Consider the following 19,358-nt stretch of genomic DNA (forward strand, 5'->3'; position numbering starts at 1 on the left):
GCTGAGATCCTGAGGACTCCACCCGTGACCGTAGCGGCCACACCGGCACCCTCGCCCGCCACCGCGGGCGAGCAATCCGGCGTACGCCTGGCGCGGTCGCGCCGCAACGCCGAGCTGTCCCTGTTGCTGCTGGCGATGGTGCTGGTGGCCGCGTACGGGGCGACCGTCGAGGCGAACCTGCTGGACACGGTCACCCCGGACTTCTGGATGCCGGCCGCCGCGCTCGGCGCGGTCTTCCTCGGCCTGCACCTGGTCATCCGCTTCCTCGCCCCGTTCGCCGACCCGGCGCTGCTGCCGGCGGTGGCCCTGCTCAACGGGCTCGGGGTGGGCTTCCTCCGCCGGATCGACCTGGGCGACGCCCCGGTGGCCGAGCGGGAGAGCCTGGCCGTCTTCGCGGGGCAGGGCGGGCGTCAGCTGGCCTGGACGCTCGGCGCGGTGATCCTCGCCGCCGGCCTGCTCGCCATCATGCGCGACCACCGGTCGATCTCGCGGTACGCGTACACCCTGGGGTTGGCCGGCATCGTGCTGGTGATGATCCCGGCGGTCCTGCCGTCGAGCATCTCCGAGATCAACGGCGCGAAGCTGTGGGTCCGGGTGGGCAGCTTCTCCATCCAGCCGGGTGAGTTCGCCAAGCTGGCGCTGCTGGTCTTCTTCGCCTACTACCTGGTGCGTAAGCGTGAGGTGCTGTCGCTGGCCAGTCGGCGCTTCCTCGGTATCGACTTCCCGCGTGGCCGCGACCTCGGCCCGGTGGTCGGGGTCTGGCTGATCAGCGTCCTGGTGCTGGTCTTCGAGAAGGACCTGGGCACCTCGCTGCTCTACTTCGGCATGTTCGTGGTGACGCTCTACATCGCCACCGAACGGGTCAGCTGGCTGCTGATCGGCCTGGTCCTGTTCTTCGGCGGTGCGTACCTCGCGTACTTCCTCGGCTCGACGGTCGGTGGACCGTTCGCCAACTTCTACCTGCGGGCGGAGATCTGGCTCGACCCGTTCGCCGACCCGACCAACAAGGGCTACCAACTCGTGCAGGGCCTGCTGGCCCTGGGCACGGGCGGGCTCTTCGGTGCCGGGCCGGGCGGCGGTCAGCCGGAGATCCTGCCCGAGGTGCAGAACGACTTCATCTTCGCCGGCATCGGTGAGGAGATCGGTCTCTTCGGCCTCTCCGCGCTGCTGGTCGTCTACCTGCTGATCGTGGAGCGCGGGCTGCGTGCCGCGCTCGCGGTCCGGGACTCGTTCGGCAAGCTGCTCGCCGGCGGTCTGGCGTTCACCCTCGGCCTCCAGGTCTTCGTGATCGTCGGCGGGATCAGCAAGCTGATCCCGCTGACCGGTCAGACCACCCCGTTCCTGTCCGCCGGTGGCTCGTCGCTGATGGCCAACTGGTTGCTCATCGCGGTGCTGCTGCGGGTCTCCGACGGCGCCCGCCGACCGGTGACCGGGGGAGGCGGCGGCAGGGCGGCCCGTCCCAGCGGTGGCCCGCCCGAGCAGCTGCACGGTGCTCCCACGGAGGTGATCAAGCCGTGAACGCACCCCTGCGCCGCGTCGGCGTCGTCGTCATGGTCCTGTTCGGTCTGCTCTTCGCGAACCTCAACTGGATCCAGGCCTACAAGGCGGACGAATACCGCACCAGCGACTACAACGGTCGGGTCCAGGTCGCCGAGTACGACCGTAAGCGCGGCAACATCGAGGCTGGCGGCACGGCCCTGGCCACCAGCAAGGAGACCACCGGCAACCTGAAGTTCCTGCGCACCTATCCGGGTGGTGCCAAGTACGCCCACGTGCTCGGCTACAAGCCGGTCAACCTGGCCGACCAGGGCATCGAGCGGGTGGAGAACGACTTCCTGGCCGGCACCAGCGACCAGCTGATCGGCGACCGGTTGAAGGACATGTTCACCGGCGACGACACCGGCGGCGGCAACGTGCTGCTCACGCTCTCCAAGCGGGCCCAGGACGTGGCGTACGACCAGCTGCGCAACAACCAGGTGGGTGCCAAGCGGGGCGCGGCGATCGCCATCGACCCGCGTACCGGCGCGGTCCAGGCGCTGGTCTCCATGCCGAGCTTCGACCCGAACCCGCTGGCCAGCCACACCGGCAGCGAGGCCGCGGCGGCGTACAACAAGCTGGAGCAGGACCCGGAGGGTCCGCTGAAGAACCGCGCGCTCTCCGAGACGTTGCCGCCGGGCTCCACCTTCAAGATCGTGGTGGCCGCGGCGGCGCTGGAGAACGGCGTCACCAAGACCACCCAGATCCCGGCCAGTGCCAGCTACACCCCGCCCACCTCCGGCACCCCGATCCGCAACGCCGAACCGTCGATCTGCCCGGAGCGGCAGGTCACCCTGCTGGAGGCGGTCACCGAGTCGTGCAACACCGGCTTCGCCCAGCTCGGCGTACGGCTCGGTGCCGACGCCATCAAGGAGAAGGCCCGCCAGTTCGGCTTCGAGCAGGACGACCTGACCGTCGGCCAACTCGGCGAGGACGGTCTGCCCACGGCGGCCAGTCGGACCGGCACCATGCAGAACCCGGACGGCAGCACCGACCCGGCCGCGCTGGCCCAGTCGTCGATCGGCCAGAACAACGTCCGGATGACGCCGCTCGAAGGCGCCATGATCGCCGGCGCGATCGCCAACAACGGCAGTCAGATGCGGCCGTACCTGGTGCGGCAGTTGCTCGCTCCGGACCGCACCACCAGCTACTACAGCGCGAAGGCCCGGGAGCTGCGCCAGCCCGTCGAGCCGCAGGTCGCCACCGACCTGCGCGAGATGATGGTCAGCGTGGTCCAGAACGGCACCGGGCGGAAGGCCGCGATCAACGGCTACACGGTCGGCGGCAAGACCGGCACCGCACAGTCCGCCCCGGACCGGCCCGACCACGGCTGGTTCATCGGCTTCGCCCTGGACAAGAACGGCAACCCGGTCTCCGCGGTCTGCGTGATGCTGGAGCAGGCCGGGCCCGGCGGCAGCGGCGAGGCCGCTCGGATCGCCGGCCAGATCATGCGGGCCGCCATCGCCGACCCAGGGGGTCGCTGACATGCTCAGCCCCGGTGTGCAGCTCGGCAACCGCTACCGTCTCGACGAGCGGATCGCCAGCGGCGGCATGGGCGACGTCTGGCGCGGCACCGACCAGGTGCTCGGCCGGACGGTCGCGGTGAAGAGCCTGCTTCCCGCCCTGCTCGACGACCCGGACTTCGGCGAGCGGTTCCGCGGCGAGGCGCGCACCATGGCCACCATCAACCATCCCGGTGTGGTGGACGTCTACGACTTCGGCAACGACCAGCAGATCGCCTTCCTGGTGATGGAGTACGTCGAGGGTGACGCCCTGTCGTCCACGCTGAGCCGGGTCGGCCGGCTCACTCCGGCCCGGACGATGGCTCTCGTCGCGCAGGCCGCCGACGCGCTGCACGCCGCGCACGAGAAGGGCATCGTGCACCGCGACGTGAAGCCGGGCAACCTGCTGGTCCGGCCGAACGGCACGCTGGTGCTGACCGACTTCGGCATCGCCCGCTCCGACCTGGTCGGCCAGCTCACCGCCGCCGGTTCGGTGCTCGGCACCGCCTCGTACATCTCGCCGGAGCAGGCCACCGGTGGCGTGGCCACCCCGGCGTCCGACGTGTACGCGCTCGGCGTCGTCGCCTACCAGTGCCTGGCCGGTCGGCGGCCGTTCGAGGGCGACAACCCCCTGGACATCGCGATGCGGCATGTCCGGGAGACGCCCCGGCCGTTGCCCGCCGACATCCCGCCGCAGGTGCGCGCCCTGGTGGAGCGGGCGTTGGCCAAGGACCCGGCCGCCCGCTGGCCGAGCGCCGCCGCACTCGCCGGTGCCGCCCGTCAACTCAAGGCCGCGCTCTCCCAGCAGGCCAGGTCCGGTGGCAACTCCGGGCCGATCTCCGCGGCGCCCGCCTCACCCGCCGCGCCCGGCCGGGCCCAGGTGCCGCAGGCACACCAGATGCGTCCGCCGGCCGCCCGCCCGCCGCTGGCCGGGTCGAGGCCGACCGCGATCGCCCCGGCCCAACAACCACGCCCCACCGCCGTCGCGCCGGCCGTCCAGCCCGCCCGGCCGCAGGGCGCACCGAACGGCTACCCGCGCGGGGCCGCGGCGGTGCCGTCCGGGCCGCCCCGACAGGACCACCCGCCGGCGTACGCCCGGCAGGCCGGCCCGGCGGTGCCGTCACCCGAGCCCCAGCGGTCCCGGCCCGGGATGGTGCTTCTCGCCATCCTGCTGGCCGTGCTGGTTCTGCTCTGCTCCGGCGTGATTTCCTACAACCTACGGAAGCAGTCGCAGGCCGGTGGATCCGCCGGGCTGGCGCCGCGCACCGTGGCGTCCGGCGCGCTACGACTCGACGGACGCGACGATCCGACCCGGACGTCGTACCGTCGGGAGATACGACTCCAGCCGGGCAACGGCGGGACGACGACGAGCGAAGGACGACAGACGCGATGACAGCGCAGGCCCGCCTGCTCGGTGGCAGGTACCAGGTCGGCGAGCTGCTCGGCTATGGCGGCATGGCCGAGGTGCATCGTGGTCGCGATCTCCGACTCGGTCGGGATGTCGCGATCAAGATGCTCCGCACCGACCTCGCCCGGGACGCGACGTTCCAGATGCGGTTCCGTCGGGAGGCGCAGAACGCCGCCTCGCTCAACCACCCGGCGATCGTGGCGGTCTACGACACCGGCGAGGAGACCGCGCCGACCGGCGAGACGCTGCCGTTCATCGTGATGGAGTTCGTCAACGGGCGGACCTTGAAGGAGGTCCTCGGCGCCGAGGGGCGACTACAGCCCCGCCGGGCGCTGGAGATCTGCGCCGACATGTGCGCCGCGCTGGAGTTCAGTCACCGGCACGGCATCATCCACCGGGACATCAAGCCCGGCAACGTGATGCTCACCCAGACCGGCCAGGTCAAGGTGATGGACTTCGGCATCGCCCGCGCGTTGGCCAGTGGCGCGACCACCATGACGCAGACCAGCGCGGTGATCGGCACCGCACAGTATCTGTCCCCGGAGCAGGCGCGTGGCGAGGCCGTAGACGCGCGTTCCGACGTGTACGCGGCCGGCTGTGTGCTCTTCGAGCTGGTCTGCGGGCATCCGCCGTTCGTCGGGGACAGCCCGGTCAGCGTCGCGTACCAGCATGTGCGGGAGACGCCGCCGACGCCGAGTGACATCAACCCGGACGTCACCCCGGCGGTCGACGCGATCGTGCTCAAGGCGCTGTCGAAGAACCCGCTCAACCGTTACCAGAGTGCCGGTGAGATGCGGGCCGACCTGCTCCGCGCCGCCGCCGGCCGGCCCGTGCTGGCCACCCCGGTGCTGCGCGAGGCGGAGACGGTGGCGATGGCCCCGGCCGGCGGTGGGGGCGGCTATCCGGCTCCCGGCCGTGGGCCGCAGACCGGGCAGATCCCCGCTCGGGTCGGCGACCCGCGGCAACGCAAGGCGTCCTCCTGGCTGATCGCGACGTTCAGCGCGGTGGGTGTGCTGGCGGTGATCGCCCTGGTCGCGGCCCTGCTCTGGAGCCAGCAGGGCAAGGACCTGAAGTCGGTGCCCACCCTCACCGGCAAGACCCGCGACGCGGCGATCGCGGAGATCCAGAAAGCCGGCCTGTCGGCGCAGGTGGGTGACCCGGTGCTGGCCAGTGACTGCACCGAGGGCACGGTCGCCAAGCAGAGTCCGGTGCCGACCACCCAGTTGGAGCAGAACCGCACCGTCACCATCCAGCTCTGTGGCGGTAAGCCCGAGGTGCGTGTTCCCGCCGGGCTGAAGGGCAGCAAGCGGGAGAGCGCCATCGCCCGGCTCACCGAGGCGAACCTCAAGTACGAGATCAAGACGGTGGACGACGAGGCGAGCCAGGACGAGGTTCTCAAGGTCGAGCCGCCGGAGGGTGAGAGCGTTCCGGAAGGTACGCAGGTGAAGCTCACCGTCTCCAACGGCAAGGTCCGGGAGGTGCCGGACGTGGTGGGGTTGAGCCAGGAGGAGGCCACCCGGGTCCTCCGGAACGCCGGCTTCACGGTCGTCCCGGACGAGGGGCCGGAGGTGCCGGCCGCCGAGGCGGGGAAGGTCACCGACCAGAGCCCGAACGGCAAGGAGAAGAAGCCCACCGGCACGAGGGTGACCATCAAGGTGAGTCAGCCCGAGCCGGAGACCGACCCGACGCCCACCGTGACGCCGACGGGCACCCCGACGGGCACGCCGACCACTCCCGGCAACGGTGGCGGCGTCGGTCTGCCGTTCCCGCCCCCGCCGGGCCGGCCCCAGGACTAGGCCGCATCTGCGGGCGTCGGCGTGACTGACGCGGAGGCGTACCCGGTGGCGCCGGTGCGGCGATGGCCTCGACGCCTTCGCCGCCTGGCCATCGCGGGCCTGGTCGTGCTGGTGCTCGCCAGCACCCCGTGGCTGTGGACGACGCTCGCCGCACGCGGCCACGTCTACGCCGCCTCCGACGCGCCGGCGGCCGACGTGGTGATCGTCCTCGGTACCGAGGTGGCCGCCGATCGGCAGCGGCCGGGGGACCGTCTCGCCGGCCGCCTGGACACCGCCGCCGAGTTGGTGACCAGCGGGCGGGCGCAGGTCGTCCTCGTGTCCGGCGACGGCGGCGGCGCGTCGGGCGACGAGCCGGCGGTGATGACGACGTATCTCGCCGAGCGCGGCGTCGACCCGCGTCGGGTGGTGGCCGACCCGTTCGGCCTGGACACCTACGACAGTTGCGCCCGAGCGCGCGACGTGTACGGCGTCGAGCGGGCCCTGATCGTCACCCAGTCCTACCACCTGTCCCGGGCGGTGACGCTGTGCCGGCATCTCGGCCTCGACGTCGACGGGGTGACCGCCCGGTGCGACGGCTGTGGCGCTGCCCTGCTCGCCGAGAAGTCGGTGCGGGACTACTTCGCCAGCGGCAAGGCGGCCTGGGACGCGGTCCGGAACCGGCCACCGGCGGTGCGCTCACCCACGGATCCCGCGATCCAGCGGGCGTTGCGGGGCTGACCCGGCCGGTACCGGCTCCCGAACATGGGCTCTGACCGTCCGATGCCCACCGCACGGGCTCTCGAACCCGGACCCGGTCCGTCCGACGCTCAGGTGGTGGCGAAGGCCGCGAGACGACGGGCATCGACCTCGGCGGCCAGCGCGGGAGCGCGTTCCAGCGCCTCGGGGTGACCGCAGCTGGCCAGCCAGTTGGCCAACATGAGGTGGCCGCCCTCGGTGAGCACCGACTCCGGGTGGAACTGGACGCCCTCGATGGGCAGCGTCCGGTGCCGCATCGCCATCACCACGCCGGAGCCGGTCCAGCCGGTGACCTCCAGCTCGTCCGGGAGTGTCTCGGGCAGCACGGCAAGCGAGTGGTACCGGGTGGCGGTGAACGGATCGGGCAGGCCGGCGAGGACGCCGACCGAGTGGTGCCGCACCTCGGAGGTCTTTCCGTGCAGCAACTCCGGGGCGCGCGTCACGGTCGCCCCGAACGCCTCGCCGATCGCCTGGTGGCCGAGGCAGACGCCGAAGATCGGCAGCTTGCCCGCGTACTCCCGGATGACGTCCAGGCAGATGCCGGCCCGGTCGGGGCTGCCCGGCCCCGGCGACAGCAGGACGCCGTCCGCGCCGACGGCGCCCACCTCGGCGACGTCGATCTCGTCGTTGCGACGAACCTCGCACTCCACGCCGAGCTGGCCCAGATATTGCACCAGGTTGAAGACGAAGGAGTCGTAGTTGTCGATCACCAGGACGCGCATGGTCACCTGCTCGGGGAGGGAGGCGCGGGATTGTTCTGGTCGGTGTCGTACGGCAGTTCGTGCTCGTCGCCGGCCGGCGTCTCCACGGTCACCGGGTCGCCGCCGCCGGTCTCACCGGGTACGCCCGACTCGACCTGTACGTCGTCGAAGGGCAGCAGGGGCTCGGCCCAGGGAAAGGCGACATACCACAGCAGGGCCACCGTGGCGGCCACCAGCAACACCGAGCCGGTCAGCTTTCCGACCAGGCCGAACGGCAGCTTGCGCCAGATGAACGCGTACATCGGGTCAGCCTCCCAGCTCCGCCGGGCGGCCCGCCGACTTGGGTTGGGTGCGGTCCAGCTCGGCGTGGATGATCAGGCGCTGATAGTTGTCGAACTTCGGGTTGCAGGTGGTGAGGGTGAGCATCCGCTTGGTCGGCTTCTTGTCCGGCTCGCCGGGCACCGGTGCCACCACCTCGACCTGGGTCGGCCGGACGATCCGCGACTGCGACACCCGGTAGACGTACCAGTCGGTCTTGCTCTCGACCACGATCGGGTCGCCTTCGTCGAGCTCGTCCAGACGCCAGAAGGTGGCCCGGTTGCGGTGGCCGGCGACGGAGAAGTTGCCCACCTGGCCGGGGAGGGCGCTGGTCGGATAGTGACCCGGGGCGTAGCGGATGTCCTCCTGGGTGACGCCCTCGACCACCACCCAGTTCTTGTCGAGCTTGGGGATGTAGAGACCGGCGAGCGGCTTGCCGCGTACCGGTGGGGACGGTTTGGTGCTCGGCGCCGCCGACGGGGCGACCGTCGGGTCGTCGGTCGGGCCCCACGCCTGAGCCAACTGGTTGTTGAGGTCGTTCTGGTGGGCGTCGACGATTGCCGACTTGCCCCAGACCTCGTAGCCGGCGAAGAGCAGCACCACCAGGCCGAAGGTGATCAGGATTTCACCGGTGACGCGGATGCCGGTGCGCAGTCGCGAGCCGAGCGACGGGCGGGTGAGCTCGGAGTAGACGCTCTTGTAACCCTCGCCGGTCTGGTGCGGCCGGAGTTGGACCACCCGCTCCCCGCGTCGGGGCTGCGGAGGGTCGGCGGGGCTGTCGCCGGTCGGCTCGTCGGGGACCGCGGTGCGGGGTACGGCACCCATCAGGGCGGTCGAGTCCATGGTTGGCGGCCTGGTGGCGGGTGTTGCGGGCACGGCCGGAATCAGCGCGGTGGCGGCCGGATCGGCACCGGCGACCGGTTGTGGCCGGCTCGGGCCGCTCGGCGGGACCCGGTTCGGCCCGGTCGATCCGAAGCCCTCCGACCCGGCCGACGCGCCGCGGTTGGGGGCGGCCGGCGAGATCGGGGTGGCCGGGGATCCGGTGGGACGCGCGGGCCGGGCGGCGACCTGCGGAATGTACGCGGTCGGCGAGTCGGCCACCGGCGGGGCCGAGGGGCCGGACGGTGCGGGCCGGCTCGGAGTGCCGGAGGCCGTCGGCCGGGTCGGCATGGGCGTCCCGGCGGGCGGAGCTGGTCGGGTCGGGGACGCACCCGGCGGGGTTCCGGTACCCGGCGGACCACCGGCGGCCGGCGGCCGGGTCGGCGCGGCACCGGCTGCGGCCGGTCGGCTGGACGGTGCGCCGGGCGCCTGGGGTCGGGTCGGGGCGTTGCCGGGAGCAGCGGGCCGAACCGGACCCTGGTTGGTCGTGGTCGGGCGGCCGGGGGTGGGCGCGGGGGGAACGCCGGCGGCTGCGTGCGGGCCCGGCCCGGCAACTGCGGCCCCCGGCCAGGGCGGCGGGGCTTCGACACCCGGGCGGCCCGGGGTGTGGGGCGGCTCGGACCGGGTGGGCAGCACGGGTGCGGGCCAGTTGCCGGCCGGGGCCGGGTGGTCGGGTGCCGCCTCGGGTCGGTCGAACTTGGGCAGAAAAGCTGTCGGCTCGTCGGCCTGGTCTCGGTGTCGTCCGTCGCGACGATCGTCCGGCCCGCTCATTTGGGCACCGTAGCCGAGCGCAGGGCGGTGGAATCCTCGAATGCGGGAACTCGCACCGTGGAGGCCGTCTCCTTGTAGCCGAGCTGGTAGTCGTCGACCGCGTCCTTGAACAACCGGACTCCCTCAGAGCCGGCGAGGGCCTGCTGGAGGGCAGCGGGGTCGCCGATTGCTACGATCTTGAACGGTGGGGAGTACACCCGGCCGTGAAGGAGCAGGGTGTTACCGACGCAGCGTACCGCGCTGGTGGTGAGCACGCGGACGTTCATGATTGACATGGCCTCGGCTCCGCCGGCCCAGAGCGCGTTGACCACCGCCTGCACGTCCCCCTGATGCACCACCAGGTCGTCGTTGCTGGCGTCCGACTGGGTCTGGTCGAGCTGTGGCGCGTCGTTCAACTCGACCGTGACCCCGGGCCCGGTGAGGGCGGTGAACCCGGCGGCCTGGAGGCTGCCCTGGGCGCGGTTCTGCTGCTCCTTGATCGGGGCGTCCGAGCCGGCCAGGGTGTCGGTGCGTTGCTCGACCTCGCCGCGCAGGGTGGCGGCGCGGCGTTCGCTGGCCGCCACCTGTTCGCGTCGGTCCTCGATGAGCTGGTTGAGCTGTGGTCGCCGGTCCTCGCGGAGCGCGGTGCCGCCCGCGGTGGTAGCGGTGGTGGTGAAGAGCAACCCGGCCGCCGCGGCGATCAGGGGCACCCCGATCGACCAGCCCGGACGGCGTTGGCGCGGTCGCCGGGGCAGCAGCCCGGCGGCGGCCCGTCGGAGGGCCTTCTGCCAGGAGGTTGCGCCGGATGTGTACTCCACCGAGCGTTCCTTCCGCGTGTCGGGGGTAGGTCCGTGCCGGCTGGGCCGGTGAAGCGAACAGTCCCGCCTCTTTCGGTCACTCCGTGCACCGGACTGACCCCATTCGTGGTCCGGACGGGCAATCGGGACTACGCTAGCTGTCGAACATTATTGGCCATGGACCGTCGCCCCCGCGCCCGGTTGTCAGGCCGGACGAGGTCGTCACCCCTCTGGAGAGCGCCGTGCCCAAGTCTCAGGTCCGTAAGAAGAAGGTGTACACCCCGCCGACGGACGTCCGTCCGACGACGGCGGCGTCGTCGCGCAAGCCTAGCCCGGTGTGGTTGCCGATCACCGCGGTCGCGCTGATCGTCGCCGGGATCGGCTGGCTGGTGCTCTACTACCTGTCCGAGCAGGAGTACCCGGTCATGGCGTGGGGTTACTGGAACCTCGCCGTTGGCTTCGGAGCGATGGTCGCCTCGCTGGCGTTGCTCTCCCGCTGGCGCTGATCCGACCGGCCGCGTCGGCGGTCTCACGTCACCCCGTCGAGCCCCTGCCCAGCAGGATCGGGTGGGGCCCCCTATGGTGTCCGCAGGCAGCGCGGCCTACTGCGAGATGACTCACGTTACTGCTGGGTAACCTTCGCGTAGGCTGCACTGCATGACCGCGCAGAGCGAGGTCATCAGGCAGCAGACCGGGGAGGCCAACTCGATGGGCAGCGTCCAGATCGTCACCACGATCCTCGCGGCCGCCATCACCGCCGTGGCGGTATGGCTTGCGGTTCGTGCGGTCCTGAAGATGGTGGCAGTCATCCGGCTCGGGCAGCCCGCGCCGGAGCGGTTCACCGACAAGGTCACCCGCGCCCGGACCATGCTGGTCGAGACGGCCGGTCACACCCGGATGCTCAAGTGGGGCGTGGTGGGCGCCGCGCACTGGTTCGTGATGGTCGGCTTCATCGTGCTGTCGCTGCTGGTGCTCGAGGCGTACTTCGAGGTGGTCACCACCGACGGTGGCCTGCCGATCATCGGGCACTGGACGATCTTCGGCCTGGTCACCGAGATCATCGGGGTGTTGGGCCTGGTCGGCATCCTGGTGCTGATGGCGATCCGGCTCCGCAACCGGCCGACCCGCCCGGGTGGGCGGTCGCGGTTCACCGGCTCGACGATGTGGCAGGGCTACTTCGTCGAGTGGATCGTGCTGCTGGTCCTGATCTTCGGGTTCGTGATCCGGGGCTTCAAGGTCGCCACCGACCACTTCGAGTTCCCGTTCTGGGCGACCCCGGTCAGCCACGCGGTCGGTGCGGTGCTGCCCGACTGGGCGGACGGCGTCAGCGTCGCCGCGGCCATCAAAATCATCATCTCGATGACGTGGCTGATCGTGATCTCGCTGAACGTCACCATGGGCGTCGCCTGGCACCGCTTCCTGGCGTTCCCCAACATCTTCTTCAAGCGGGAGCCGGCCAAGCCGGCCGGCTCCGGTCTGGGCGCGCTGCGGCCGATGACCAGCCAGGGCAAGCCGCTCGACTTCGAGGAGGCGGACCCGGAGAAGGACCAGTTCGGCGTCGCCCACGTCGAGCAGTTCAGCTGGAAGGGCCTGCTGGACTTCAGCACCTGCACCGAGTGCGGTCGCTGCCAGTCGCAGTGCCCGGCCTGGAACACCGGCAAGCCGCTGTCGCCCAAGCTGCTCGTGCTGAGCCTGCGCGACCACGCGTACGCGAAGGCGCCCTACCTGCTGGCCGGCGGCGGCAAGGACCTGACCGGCGAGGAGAAGGCCACCCAGGCGCAGCTCGCCCACCTGGACGTGCTCGCCCTCGCCGAGGCCGACAAGCCGTTGATCGGCACCGCCGAGGAGGGCGGCGTCATCGACCCGGACGTGCTCTGGTCCTGCACGACCTGCGGCGCCTGCGTCGAGCAGTGCCCGGTGGACATCGAGCACGTCGACCACATCGTCGACATGCGTCGCTACCAGGTGCTGATCGAGTCCAGCTTCCCCTCCGAGGCCGGCGTGATGCTGCGCAACCTGGAGAACAAGGGCAACCCGTGGGGCGCCCCGCAGAACACCCGCGAGGACTGGACCAAGGGCCTGGACTTCGAGGTGCCCCGGGTCGGCGAGGTGGACGACTTCGAGTACCTGTTCTGGGTCGGTTGCGCCGGCGCGTTCGAGGACCGGGCCAAGAAGACCACCCGCGCGGTCGCCACGCTGCTCAACGAGGCGGGCGTGAAGTTCGCGATCCTGGGCGAGGGCGAGACCTGCTCCGGCGACCCGGCGCGGCGGATCGGCAACGAGTTCGTCTTCCAGATGCTCGCCCAGCAGAACGTGGAGACGCTGAACGAGGCGTTCGAGGGCCGGGACAAGGCCAAGCGCAAGATCGTCGCGACCTGCCCGCACTGCTTCAACACCCTGGGCAACGAGTACGGCCAGCTCGGTGGCGAGTTCGAGGTGGTCCACCACACCCAGCTGCTGGCGCACCTGGTCGCCAGCGGCAAGCTCACGCCGGTGCAGCCGGTCGACGGCGGGGTCACCTACCACGACCCCTGCTACCTGGGTCGGCACAACCGCATCTTCGCAGCACCCCGCGAGGTGCTCGGTGACGCCATCGCGGGCGACCTCACCGAGATGCCGCGCAACAGCGAGCGTTCCTTCTGCTGCGGTGCCGGCGGCGCCCGGATGTGGATGGAAGAGAAGATCGGCAAGCGGATCAACGTGGACCGGGTCGAGGAGGCCATGGCCACCGGGGCGAAGACGGTCGCGGTCGGCTGCCCGTTCTGCTCGACCATGCTCAACGACGGCGTCAACGGCAAGGGCGCAGGCGAGCAGGTCGAGGTGATCGACGTGGCGAGCGTGCTGCTCCGGTCGGTCAAGCCGGAGCAGCCGCAGGGCGCCAAGGACACCGCGCCGATCGGCGGCTGAGGCGCGTACCCCCGGGATCTGTGCACCGACGGCGGCGGCCCCCTGCGGGCCGCCGCCGTCGTGCAAGAATCTCGCCGAGGTGAGGCGACATCGACGGCCTACTCTTGACCACGCTGTTGCCCCTGGTCGGCTTCGCAGCTCTGACCGCGGGCAACGCGTTCTTCGTCGCGGCCGAGTTCGCCCTGGTCACGGTCGACCGCGCGGAGATCGACCGGCGGGCCGCCGCCGGCGACCAGGCCGCTCTGACGGTACGCGCCGCGTTGCGCGAACTCTCCTTCCAGCTCTCCGGGGCGCAGCTCGGCATCACCATCACCGCGCTGCTCACCGGCTACCTGGCCGAACCGGCCCTGGCTCGCCTCTTCGCCCCGCTGTTGCGCCCGTTGGTCGGGGACGGCACCGCACGGATCACTCCGTTCCTCGCGCTGGCGCTGGCCACGCTGATCTCCATGCTCTTCGGTGAGCTGGTGCCGAAGAACGCCGCGCTGGCCCGGCCCATGCCGGCGGCGTTGGCCACGGCCGGCCCGATGCACACCTTCTCCCGGACCTTCGGCTGGGTGATCCGCGGGTTGAACGGCTCGGCGAACCGGCTGGTCCGGGCGCTCGGCGTGGAGCCGCAGGAGGAGCTGGCCAGCGCCCGCTCACCGGAGGAGCTGGGCCTGTTGGCGGGCATCTCGGCGCGCGCAGGCGCGCTGCCCACGGACACCGCGATGCTGCTGCGCCGCACCATCCGTTTCGGTGACAAGCGGGCCGCGGAAGCGATGACCCCCCGGGTGGACGTGGTCGCGCTGCGCGTCACGGCCACCGTGGCCGAGCTGCTGGAGGAGTCGCGGCGGACCGGGCGCACCCGCTTCCCGGTGTACGAGGAGACACTTGACCTGGTCACCGGCGTGGCCGGTGTGCCCGACGCGTTGGGGGTGCCGCTGGCCGACCGCGCGTCCACAGTGGTCGGCTCGGTGGCCCGCGAGCCGGTCTACGTGCCGGAGAGCCTCAACCTGGACGGTGTCCTGGCCGCGCTCAAGGCGGCCGGGGCCGACCTGGCCATCGTGGTCGACGAGTACGGCGGCACGGACGGCGTGGTGACGGTCGAGGATCTCGTCGAGGAGTTGGTCGGTGAGATCGCCGACGAGTTCGACCCGGCGAGCGTGGACGACGCCGGTCCGATCGAGCTGACGGTGCCGGGCGGTGAGCGCACCGTGCTGGTCGACGGTGTGCTCCGCTCCGACGAGTTGGCCGAGCAGACCGGCTTCCGGCTGCCCGAGGGGCCGTACGAGACGCTGGCGGGGTTTCTGATGGCCCAGCTCGGGCACATCCCGCTCGCCGGTGAGACGGTCGAGGCGGACGGCTGGGAGTTCACCGTGGTCGAGGTGGAGCGGCACCGGATCGAGCAGGTCCGGGTGTTGCGCCCGGCGGATCCGGACGACGATGACTGAGCTGCTGGTGACCGTGCTGCTGCTGCTCGGCAACGGGTTCTTCGTGGGCAGCGAGTTCGCGCTCATCGCGTCCCGCCGGACGGTGATCGAGCCGCTGGCCGCCGGCTCGAAACGGGCCCGGTGGGCGTTGTCGGCGATGAACCAGATCCCGTTGATGATCGCTGGCGCGCAGCTCGGCATCACGGTCTGCTCGCTGGGTCTGGGCGCGATCGCCGAACCCGCGCTGGCCCACCTGCTGGAGCCGCCGTTCCACGCGGCGGGCCTGCCGGAGCGGGCGGTGCACCCGGTGGCGTTCGTGCTGGCCCTTGGCGTGGTGGTCTTCCTGCACACGGTCGTCGGCGAGATGGTGCCGAAGAACATCACGCTGGCCGGGCCGGAGGTCTCCGCACTCTGGCTCGGCCCGGCGATGCTGGCGTTCTGTGTGGCCACCAAACCGCTGTTGCTCGCGATGAAATGGGCGGCCCGGCGAGTGCTCGCGTTCTGGCGGATCGAGGCGTCCGAGGCGGTGAAGACGGTGTTCACCGCCGAGGAGTTGGCCGGGTTGGTCTCCCAGGCACGGACCGAGGGACTGCTCGACGCGGAGCAGCACGCGCGCATCACGGGCGCGCTGGCACTGCACGCCCGGACCGCGGCGGACGCGCTGCAACCGTGGTCGACGGTGGTGACGGTGGCCGAGGACGTGTCGCCGGCGTCACTGGAGGTGCTGGCGACCCGAACCGGCCGATCCCGGTTCCCGGTGGTGCAGCGGTCGACCCGTCGAGTGCTCGGCTTCGTGCACGTCAAGGACGTGCTCGGGTACGCCGGACCGGCTCGCCGTTCCCCGGTGCCGGCCGAGGTCTACCGGCCGCTGGCGGTGGTGCCGCCGGAACGTACGCTGGCCGACCTGCTGCTGGCCATGCGCCGCGAGCGGCGGCACATGGTGCTGGTCAGCGACGGCCGACGGCCCCTCGGTGTGGTCACTCTCGATGATGTATTGACCGCAATCGTTGGGTGACGGGTCAGTACCCTTGGTGTGCAAGCGGTTGCACGACAGTGATGGTTACTGCGCCCGCCTTGATTACCGCCCCGAGCTTCCCTAATGTGGGGCACCGACCGCTGTGGGTCGTCTGCCTCGGCCCTTCCCTCACGCGAGGCGCCCGGCGGTCGGTTGCAAAGGAGTCGGTGCCGGTGGCAACCATGCCCCCTCATCGTCACGACCTGAATGCTTCTGCTCGGCGCATTGGCCTGCGCCGCGCCGCCCATCGTGTGCTGGTCCTGGTCGCCGCGGCGGCGGTCGGTGCCGGTCTGTTGGCCGCGCCGGCACATGCCGAGCCGACGGTCGACGAGATCGAGGCGCAGATCGACAAGAAGTGGGAGCAGTTGGAGCCCACCATCGAGCAGTACAACAAGGTCCGGGCGCAGCTGAAGGTCAACCGGCAGAAGTCGGCGGACCTGCAAAAGAAGATCGAGCCGCTGGCGTTGCAGAGTGAGCTGGCGCTCAACCGGGTCGGCGATCTCGCCTCCCGCTACTACATCTCGGGCCCGTCGCACGACATCGGCGCGCTGCTGGTCAGCGCCAAGCCGGACACGCTCACCGAGCAGCTCACCATCCTCGACCGACTTGCCGCCCAGGAGCGCAAGGAGGTCGAGGGAGTGCTGGCCGTGCGGGCCAAGTACGACGGCGAGAAGCAGAAGCTCGACACGCTGATCGTCACCCAGACCCGGCAGCAGAACGAGCTGGCGGCGAAGAAGAAGCAGATCGACACCGAGATCAAGCAGCTCGAGGCGTCGATGCCGAAGACCACGGTGGTGACCGCGGCCTGCCCGACCATCAACGGAGTGGTCAGCGCGGCGGCCCGTACCGCGATCCGGACCGCCTGTGGCAAGGTCGGCAAGCCGTACGTCTGGGGCGCCACCGGGCCGAACTCGTTCGACTGCTCGGGGCTGACCCAGTTCGCCTACAAGGCGGCCGGGATCTACCTCACCCACCACACGGGTGACCAGTGGAACGAGGGCAAGGCCGTCTCGCGAGCCGACGCCCGCCCCGGTGACCTGGTGTTCTTTTTCAGCGGCCTGAGTCACGTCGGGCTGTATCTGGGTAACAACCAGATGGTGCACGCGCCACGTGCCGGTAAACCGGTGCAGGTCTCCAGCATCAACACCATGCCCATCGCCGGTTTCCGCAGACCCGGCTGATCCACCTCGCGCGACACGACGGCCCCCGGTCACCGACCGGGGGCCGTCGTGGTTCGTCAGCGCGGCGCGCCCACCGGGGAGGGCAGCAGCTGCACGTCGGCGAGGTCGACGTACATGATCCGGTGGCCGAACTGGATCTGCGCGTAGCGGTTCTTGCCGCGGATCACCGTCCAGTCACCGGGCGAGGAGCCGTCGAACGTGCTGGCCCGGTAGTACTCCCCGGCCAGCACCGCGCCGACGGCGTACCGCTGCCCGGCGGCGAGGGTGTACTGCAGCGGCGAGATCGTCTGGTAGGGCACCCCCTCCGGGTACGCCGCCTGCTCCGGGTACGCCCGTCCGTACACGGGGACGGTGGCCCGTCCGGGCTTCGGCGTGGCCACGACGCCGACGGTCCAACTGGCGGTCGGCGCGGACGCCGGGTTGTGGAACCAGGCCCGCTGCCCGAGGTACCAGATCGCCGTCCAGTCGCCCTGCCGCCCCGCGAGCGCGTACGTCTGCCCGGCGGAAGCCCGGGCCCCGTGGTCCGACACGGCCATCGTGTTCGGGGTGCCGTCCGGCCGCAGCGCGACGTCGTTGACCAGCGGCGCGTCCGCGGACGGTGCGCTGCGCAGCACCACCGCCGAGGAGCCGCGCGGCGCGCACGGCACACCGGCGGTGACGCAGCCGGTGAACGCCGGCTGGTTGGTGGCGTAGTCCGGGTCGATCCGGACCAGCCCGGTGGCCGGGGTGCCGGTGTCCAGTCGGGGTGCGTGCAGCAGGTCGAAATAGTGCGTCCAGTCCCAGTACGGGCCCGGATCCCAGTGCATTCCCCGCACGGTCGAGGCGATCGTGCCGGGCACGTTGTCGTGGCCGATGATGTGCTGGCGGTCCAGCGGGATGCCCAGCCGCAGCGCCAGGTGCCGGACCAGCTTCGCCGAGGTCCGGTACATCGCCTCGGTGTACCAGGTGCCCTGTGCCGCGAAGCCCTCGTGTTCCAGACCGATCGACTTGGCGTTGACGTACCAGTTGCCGGCGTGCCAGCCGACGTCCTTCGTCTTCACGTGCTGGGCGATGTGCCCGTCGACCGAGCGCAGCGAGTAGTGCCAGCTCACGTAGGTCGGATCCTGGACGAGTTGCAGGGTCGTCGCCCAACTCGCCTCGGTGTCGTGGATGACGATGTATTCGATCTTCTGGCGTGCGGGCCGGTCGGAGAGGTCGTGGTTGCCGTAGTCCCCGTCGCCGAACGCCTCGTAGGGCGCCGGAATCCACTCGCAGGAGATGGTGCGCGGGCATTCCACCCCGTCCGGGCGGGCCAGGCGGCGCAGGCCCAGCCGGTCCAACCAGGAACGCTCGGGCCGCACCGCACGGGCCGGCAGGGTGATCCGTTGGCCGTCGTCGGTCACCCGGGACTCGCCCGCGCCGATGGTGGTGAAGACCTCGTCGGCGAAGGCCGCCGCGGCGTCGGCGCTGTCCGCGCCGGAGTAGCGGGCCACCGCGCCGTACCAGGCCGCCGGGTCGGTGTCGGCGCCGACCGGCGCGCCCAACTCCCGCTGGTACGCGCTCAGCAGCGCGGCACCGCCCCGGATGTTGACGCCCGCGTCGGTGCGCAACGCCTCGGGGGCCGCGCCGGTCAGCGAGGCGGCGGCGTCCATCGTCTGCAACGCGGCGGTGGAGGGCGCGGGAGTCTCGACCGGTCGGGGCGCGGGCGCCCGGGCGGGACGGGAGTCGTCACCGCGTGGGTCCTCGGCCTCGCCGTCGTGGTGGCCGCGCCCGGGTAGGGCGGCCACGTGCCGGGCGTCGGTCAGGTGCATCGGGCCGTAGCCGCCGCTGGTGCTCGGTGTGCCGGCGTTGCTGTCCCAGCGCGACTCCAGATAGGAGACGCCGAGCAGCACGGCGGGTGGTACGCCGTACTCGGTGGCCGCTGCGGCATACTGCTGTTGACGGTCGGTGGTGGGTGCGGCGGCGGCCGGGCCGACGGAGAGTGGCACCGTGGTCGCGGCGGCGACCACGGTGGCGGCGAGCAGTACGCGCCAGCCGGTCGACAGGGTTGGATGGTGCATCGAACCCCCTAGATTCTCGCGGAGTGAGGTCAGGTCACCATCGCGCCGCGCGGGAGTCCACGTCAATACCTTTCTATCTATCGAAGCGTGTGGAAAGATTTCTTCACACACGGTCGGTGACCTCACCCGATCGGTACGGAGTGTCACGGCCGCATGGGTTGCGGATCGGTAACAAGCGTCTCTACTCTGGTCATTCGTCGGCCCGACAGCAGCTCCGCCCAGCCCGGGCGGTAACGGACCGACACCGCCGAGTCGTTTCCGAGCGAACCGGGGACCCAGGTCCCTCGGGGTGAATCCGCAGCCACTTGCGGTAGGGCGCCGACTTCCCGCCCGAACCCGTCAGCTAACCCGGTAGGCGGTCAGGAAGAAGGAGTACGGAACCCCG

15 protein-coding genes and 1 riboswitch are annotated in these 19,358 nt (G+C 71.2%); of the genes, 10 read left to right on the top strand and 5 right to left on the bottom strand.

The features are described 5' to 3' along the window. Positions 1 to 24: 24 nt before the first annotated feature. From AB0J33_RS01140 to AB0J33_RS01160, 5 genes are read left to right on the top strand one after another with little or no spacing between them, the layout of a single operon-like run. Positions 25 to 1,518, top strand: coding sequence for an FtsW/RodA/SpoVE family cell cycle protein (locus AB0J33_RS01140; protein ID WP_363608588.1), 1,494 nt, complete (start codon positions 25 to 27; stop codon positions 1,516 to 1,518). Next, positions 1,515 to 3,020, top strand: coding sequence for a penicillin-binding protein 2 (locus AB0J33_RS01145; RefSeq protein ID WP_363608590.1), 1,506 nt, complete (start codon positions 1,515 to 1,517; stop codon positions 3,018 to 3,020). The genes AB0J33_RS01140 and AB0J33_RS01145 overlap by 4 nt, the downstream gene beginning before the upstream one ends. Position 3,021: 1 nt before the next feature. Next, entirely contained in the window at positions 3,022 to 4,431 is a 1,410-nt protein-coding gene (locus AB0J33_RS01150) for a protein kinase (RefSeq protein ID WP_363608592.1), read from the top strand. Next, positions 4,428 to 6,242 (top strand): Stk1 family PASTA domain-containing Ser/Thr kinase, encoded by a 1,815-nt coding sequence (pknB, locus tag AB0J33_RS01155; RefSeq protein WP_363608594.1) that lies wholly within the window; start codon positions 4,428 to 4,430, stop codon positions 6,240 to 6,242. Before AB0J33_RS01150 ends, pknB begins: the two co-directional genes overlap by 4 nt. 21 nt (positions 6,243 to 6,263) lie before the next feature. Continuing rightward, positions 6,264 to 6,959: an ElyC/SanA/YdcF family protein gene (locus tag AB0J33_RS01160; RefSeq protein WP_363608596.1), complete on the top strand. Its 696-nt coding sequence runs from the start codon at positions 6,264 to 6,266 to the stop codon at positions 6,957 to 6,959. Between the two features lie 89 nt (positions 6,960 to 7,048). On the opposite strand, the gene AB0J33_RS01165 is transcribed toward AB0J33_RS01160, so the two are convergent. The 4 genes from AB0J33_RS01165 to AB0J33_RS01180 are packed head-to-tail and all read right to left on the bottom strand — an operon-like array spanning position 7,049 to position 10,443. Next, the gene (locus AB0J33_RS01165) at positions 7,049 to 7,699 is read right to left on the bottom strand and encodes an aminodeoxychorismate/anthranilate synthase component II (RefSeq protein WP_363608598.1); all 651 of its coding nucleotides are present in this window, start codon (positions 7,697 to 7,699) and stop codon (positions 7,049 to 7,051) included. A 2-nt stretch (positions 7,700 to 7,701) separates the two neighbouring features. After that, complete coding sequence (locus AB0J33_RS01170) at positions 7,702 to 7,980, bottom strand: hypothetical protein (protein ID WP_363608600.1); 279 nt, start codon at positions 7,978 to 7,980, stop codon at positions 7,702 to 7,704. A 4-nt stretch (positions 7,981 to 7,984) separates the two neighbouring features. Continuing rightward, a complete protein-coding gene (locus tag AB0J33_RS01175) occupies positions 7,985 to 9,646 on the bottom strand; it encodes a class E sortase (RefSeq protein ID WP_363608602.1) in 1,662 nt (553 codons plus the stop codon). Then, complete coding sequence (locus tag AB0J33_RS01180; protein WP_363608604.1) at positions 9,643 to 10,443, bottom strand: DUF881 domain-containing protein; 801 nt, start codon at positions 10,441 to 10,443, stop codon at positions 9,643 to 9,645. Before AB0J33_RS01180 ends, AB0J33_RS01175 begins: the two co-directional genes overlap by 4 nt. 221 nt (positions 10,444 to 10,664) lie before the next feature. Here AB0J33_RS01180 and AB0J33_RS01185 point away from each other — a divergent pair, with 221 nt between their 5' ends. The 5 genes from AB0J33_RS01185 to AB0J33_RS01205 all read left to right on the top strand — a co-directional run bounded on the left by AB0J33_RS01185 (position 10,665) and on the right by AB0J33_RS01205 (position 16,934). Further along, a complete protein-coding gene (locus AB0J33_RS01185) occupies positions 10,665 to 10,928 on the top strand; it encodes a cell division protein CrgA (protein ID WP_363608606.1) in 264 nt (87 codons plus the stop codon). Positions 10,929 to 11,130: 202 nt separating this feature from the next. Next, on the top strand, positions 11,131 to 13,329 hold the full coding sequence (locus AB0J33_RS01190; RefSeq protein ID WP_363610154.1) for a (Fe-S)-binding protein: 2,199 nt from the start codon (positions 11,131 to 11,133) through the stop codon (positions 13,327 to 13,329). 104 nt (positions 13,330 to 13,433) lie between these two features. Beyond that, a complete protein-coding gene (locus AB0J33_RS01195) occupies positions 13,434 to 14,759 on the top strand; it encodes a hemolysin family protein (RefSeq protein WP_363608608.1) in 1,326 nt (441 codons plus the stop codon). Then, positions 14,752 to 15,753, top strand: a complete 1,002-nt coding sequence (locus AB0J33_RS01200) for a hemolysin family protein (RefSeq protein ID WP_363608610.1) — start codon at positions 14,752 to 14,754, stop codon at positions 15,751 to 15,753. Before AB0J33_RS01195 ends, AB0J33_RS01200 begins: the two co-directional genes overlap by 8 nt. A 167-nt stretch (positions 15,754 to 15,920) precedes the next feature. Next, positions 15,921 to 16,934: an NlpC/P60 family protein gene (locus AB0J33_RS01205; RefSeq protein WP_363608612.1), complete on the top strand. Its 1,014-nt coding sequence runs from the start codon at positions 15,921 to 15,923 to the stop codon at positions 16,932 to 16,934. Positions 16,935 to 16,990: 56 nt separating this feature from the next. On the opposite strand, the gene AB0J33_RS01210 is transcribed toward AB0J33_RS01205, so the two are convergent. Next, positions 16,991 to 18,973, bottom strand: a complete 1,983-nt coding sequence (locus AB0J33_RS01210) for an N-acetylmuramoyl-L-alanine amidase (RefSeq protein ID WP_363608614.1) — start codon at positions 18,971 to 18,973, stop codon at positions 16,991 to 16,993. Between the two features lie 235 nt (positions 18,974 to 19,208). Further along, positions 19,209 to 19,345: riboswitch (cyclic di-AMP (ydaO/yuaA leader) on the top strand. Positions 19,346 to 19,358 lie beyond the last annotated feature (13 nt).

The organism is Micromonospora sp. NPDC049645 (assembly GCF_040675155.1).
Classification (GTDB): Bacteria; Actinomycetota; Actinomycetes; order Mycobacteriales; family Micromonosporaceae; genus Micromonospora.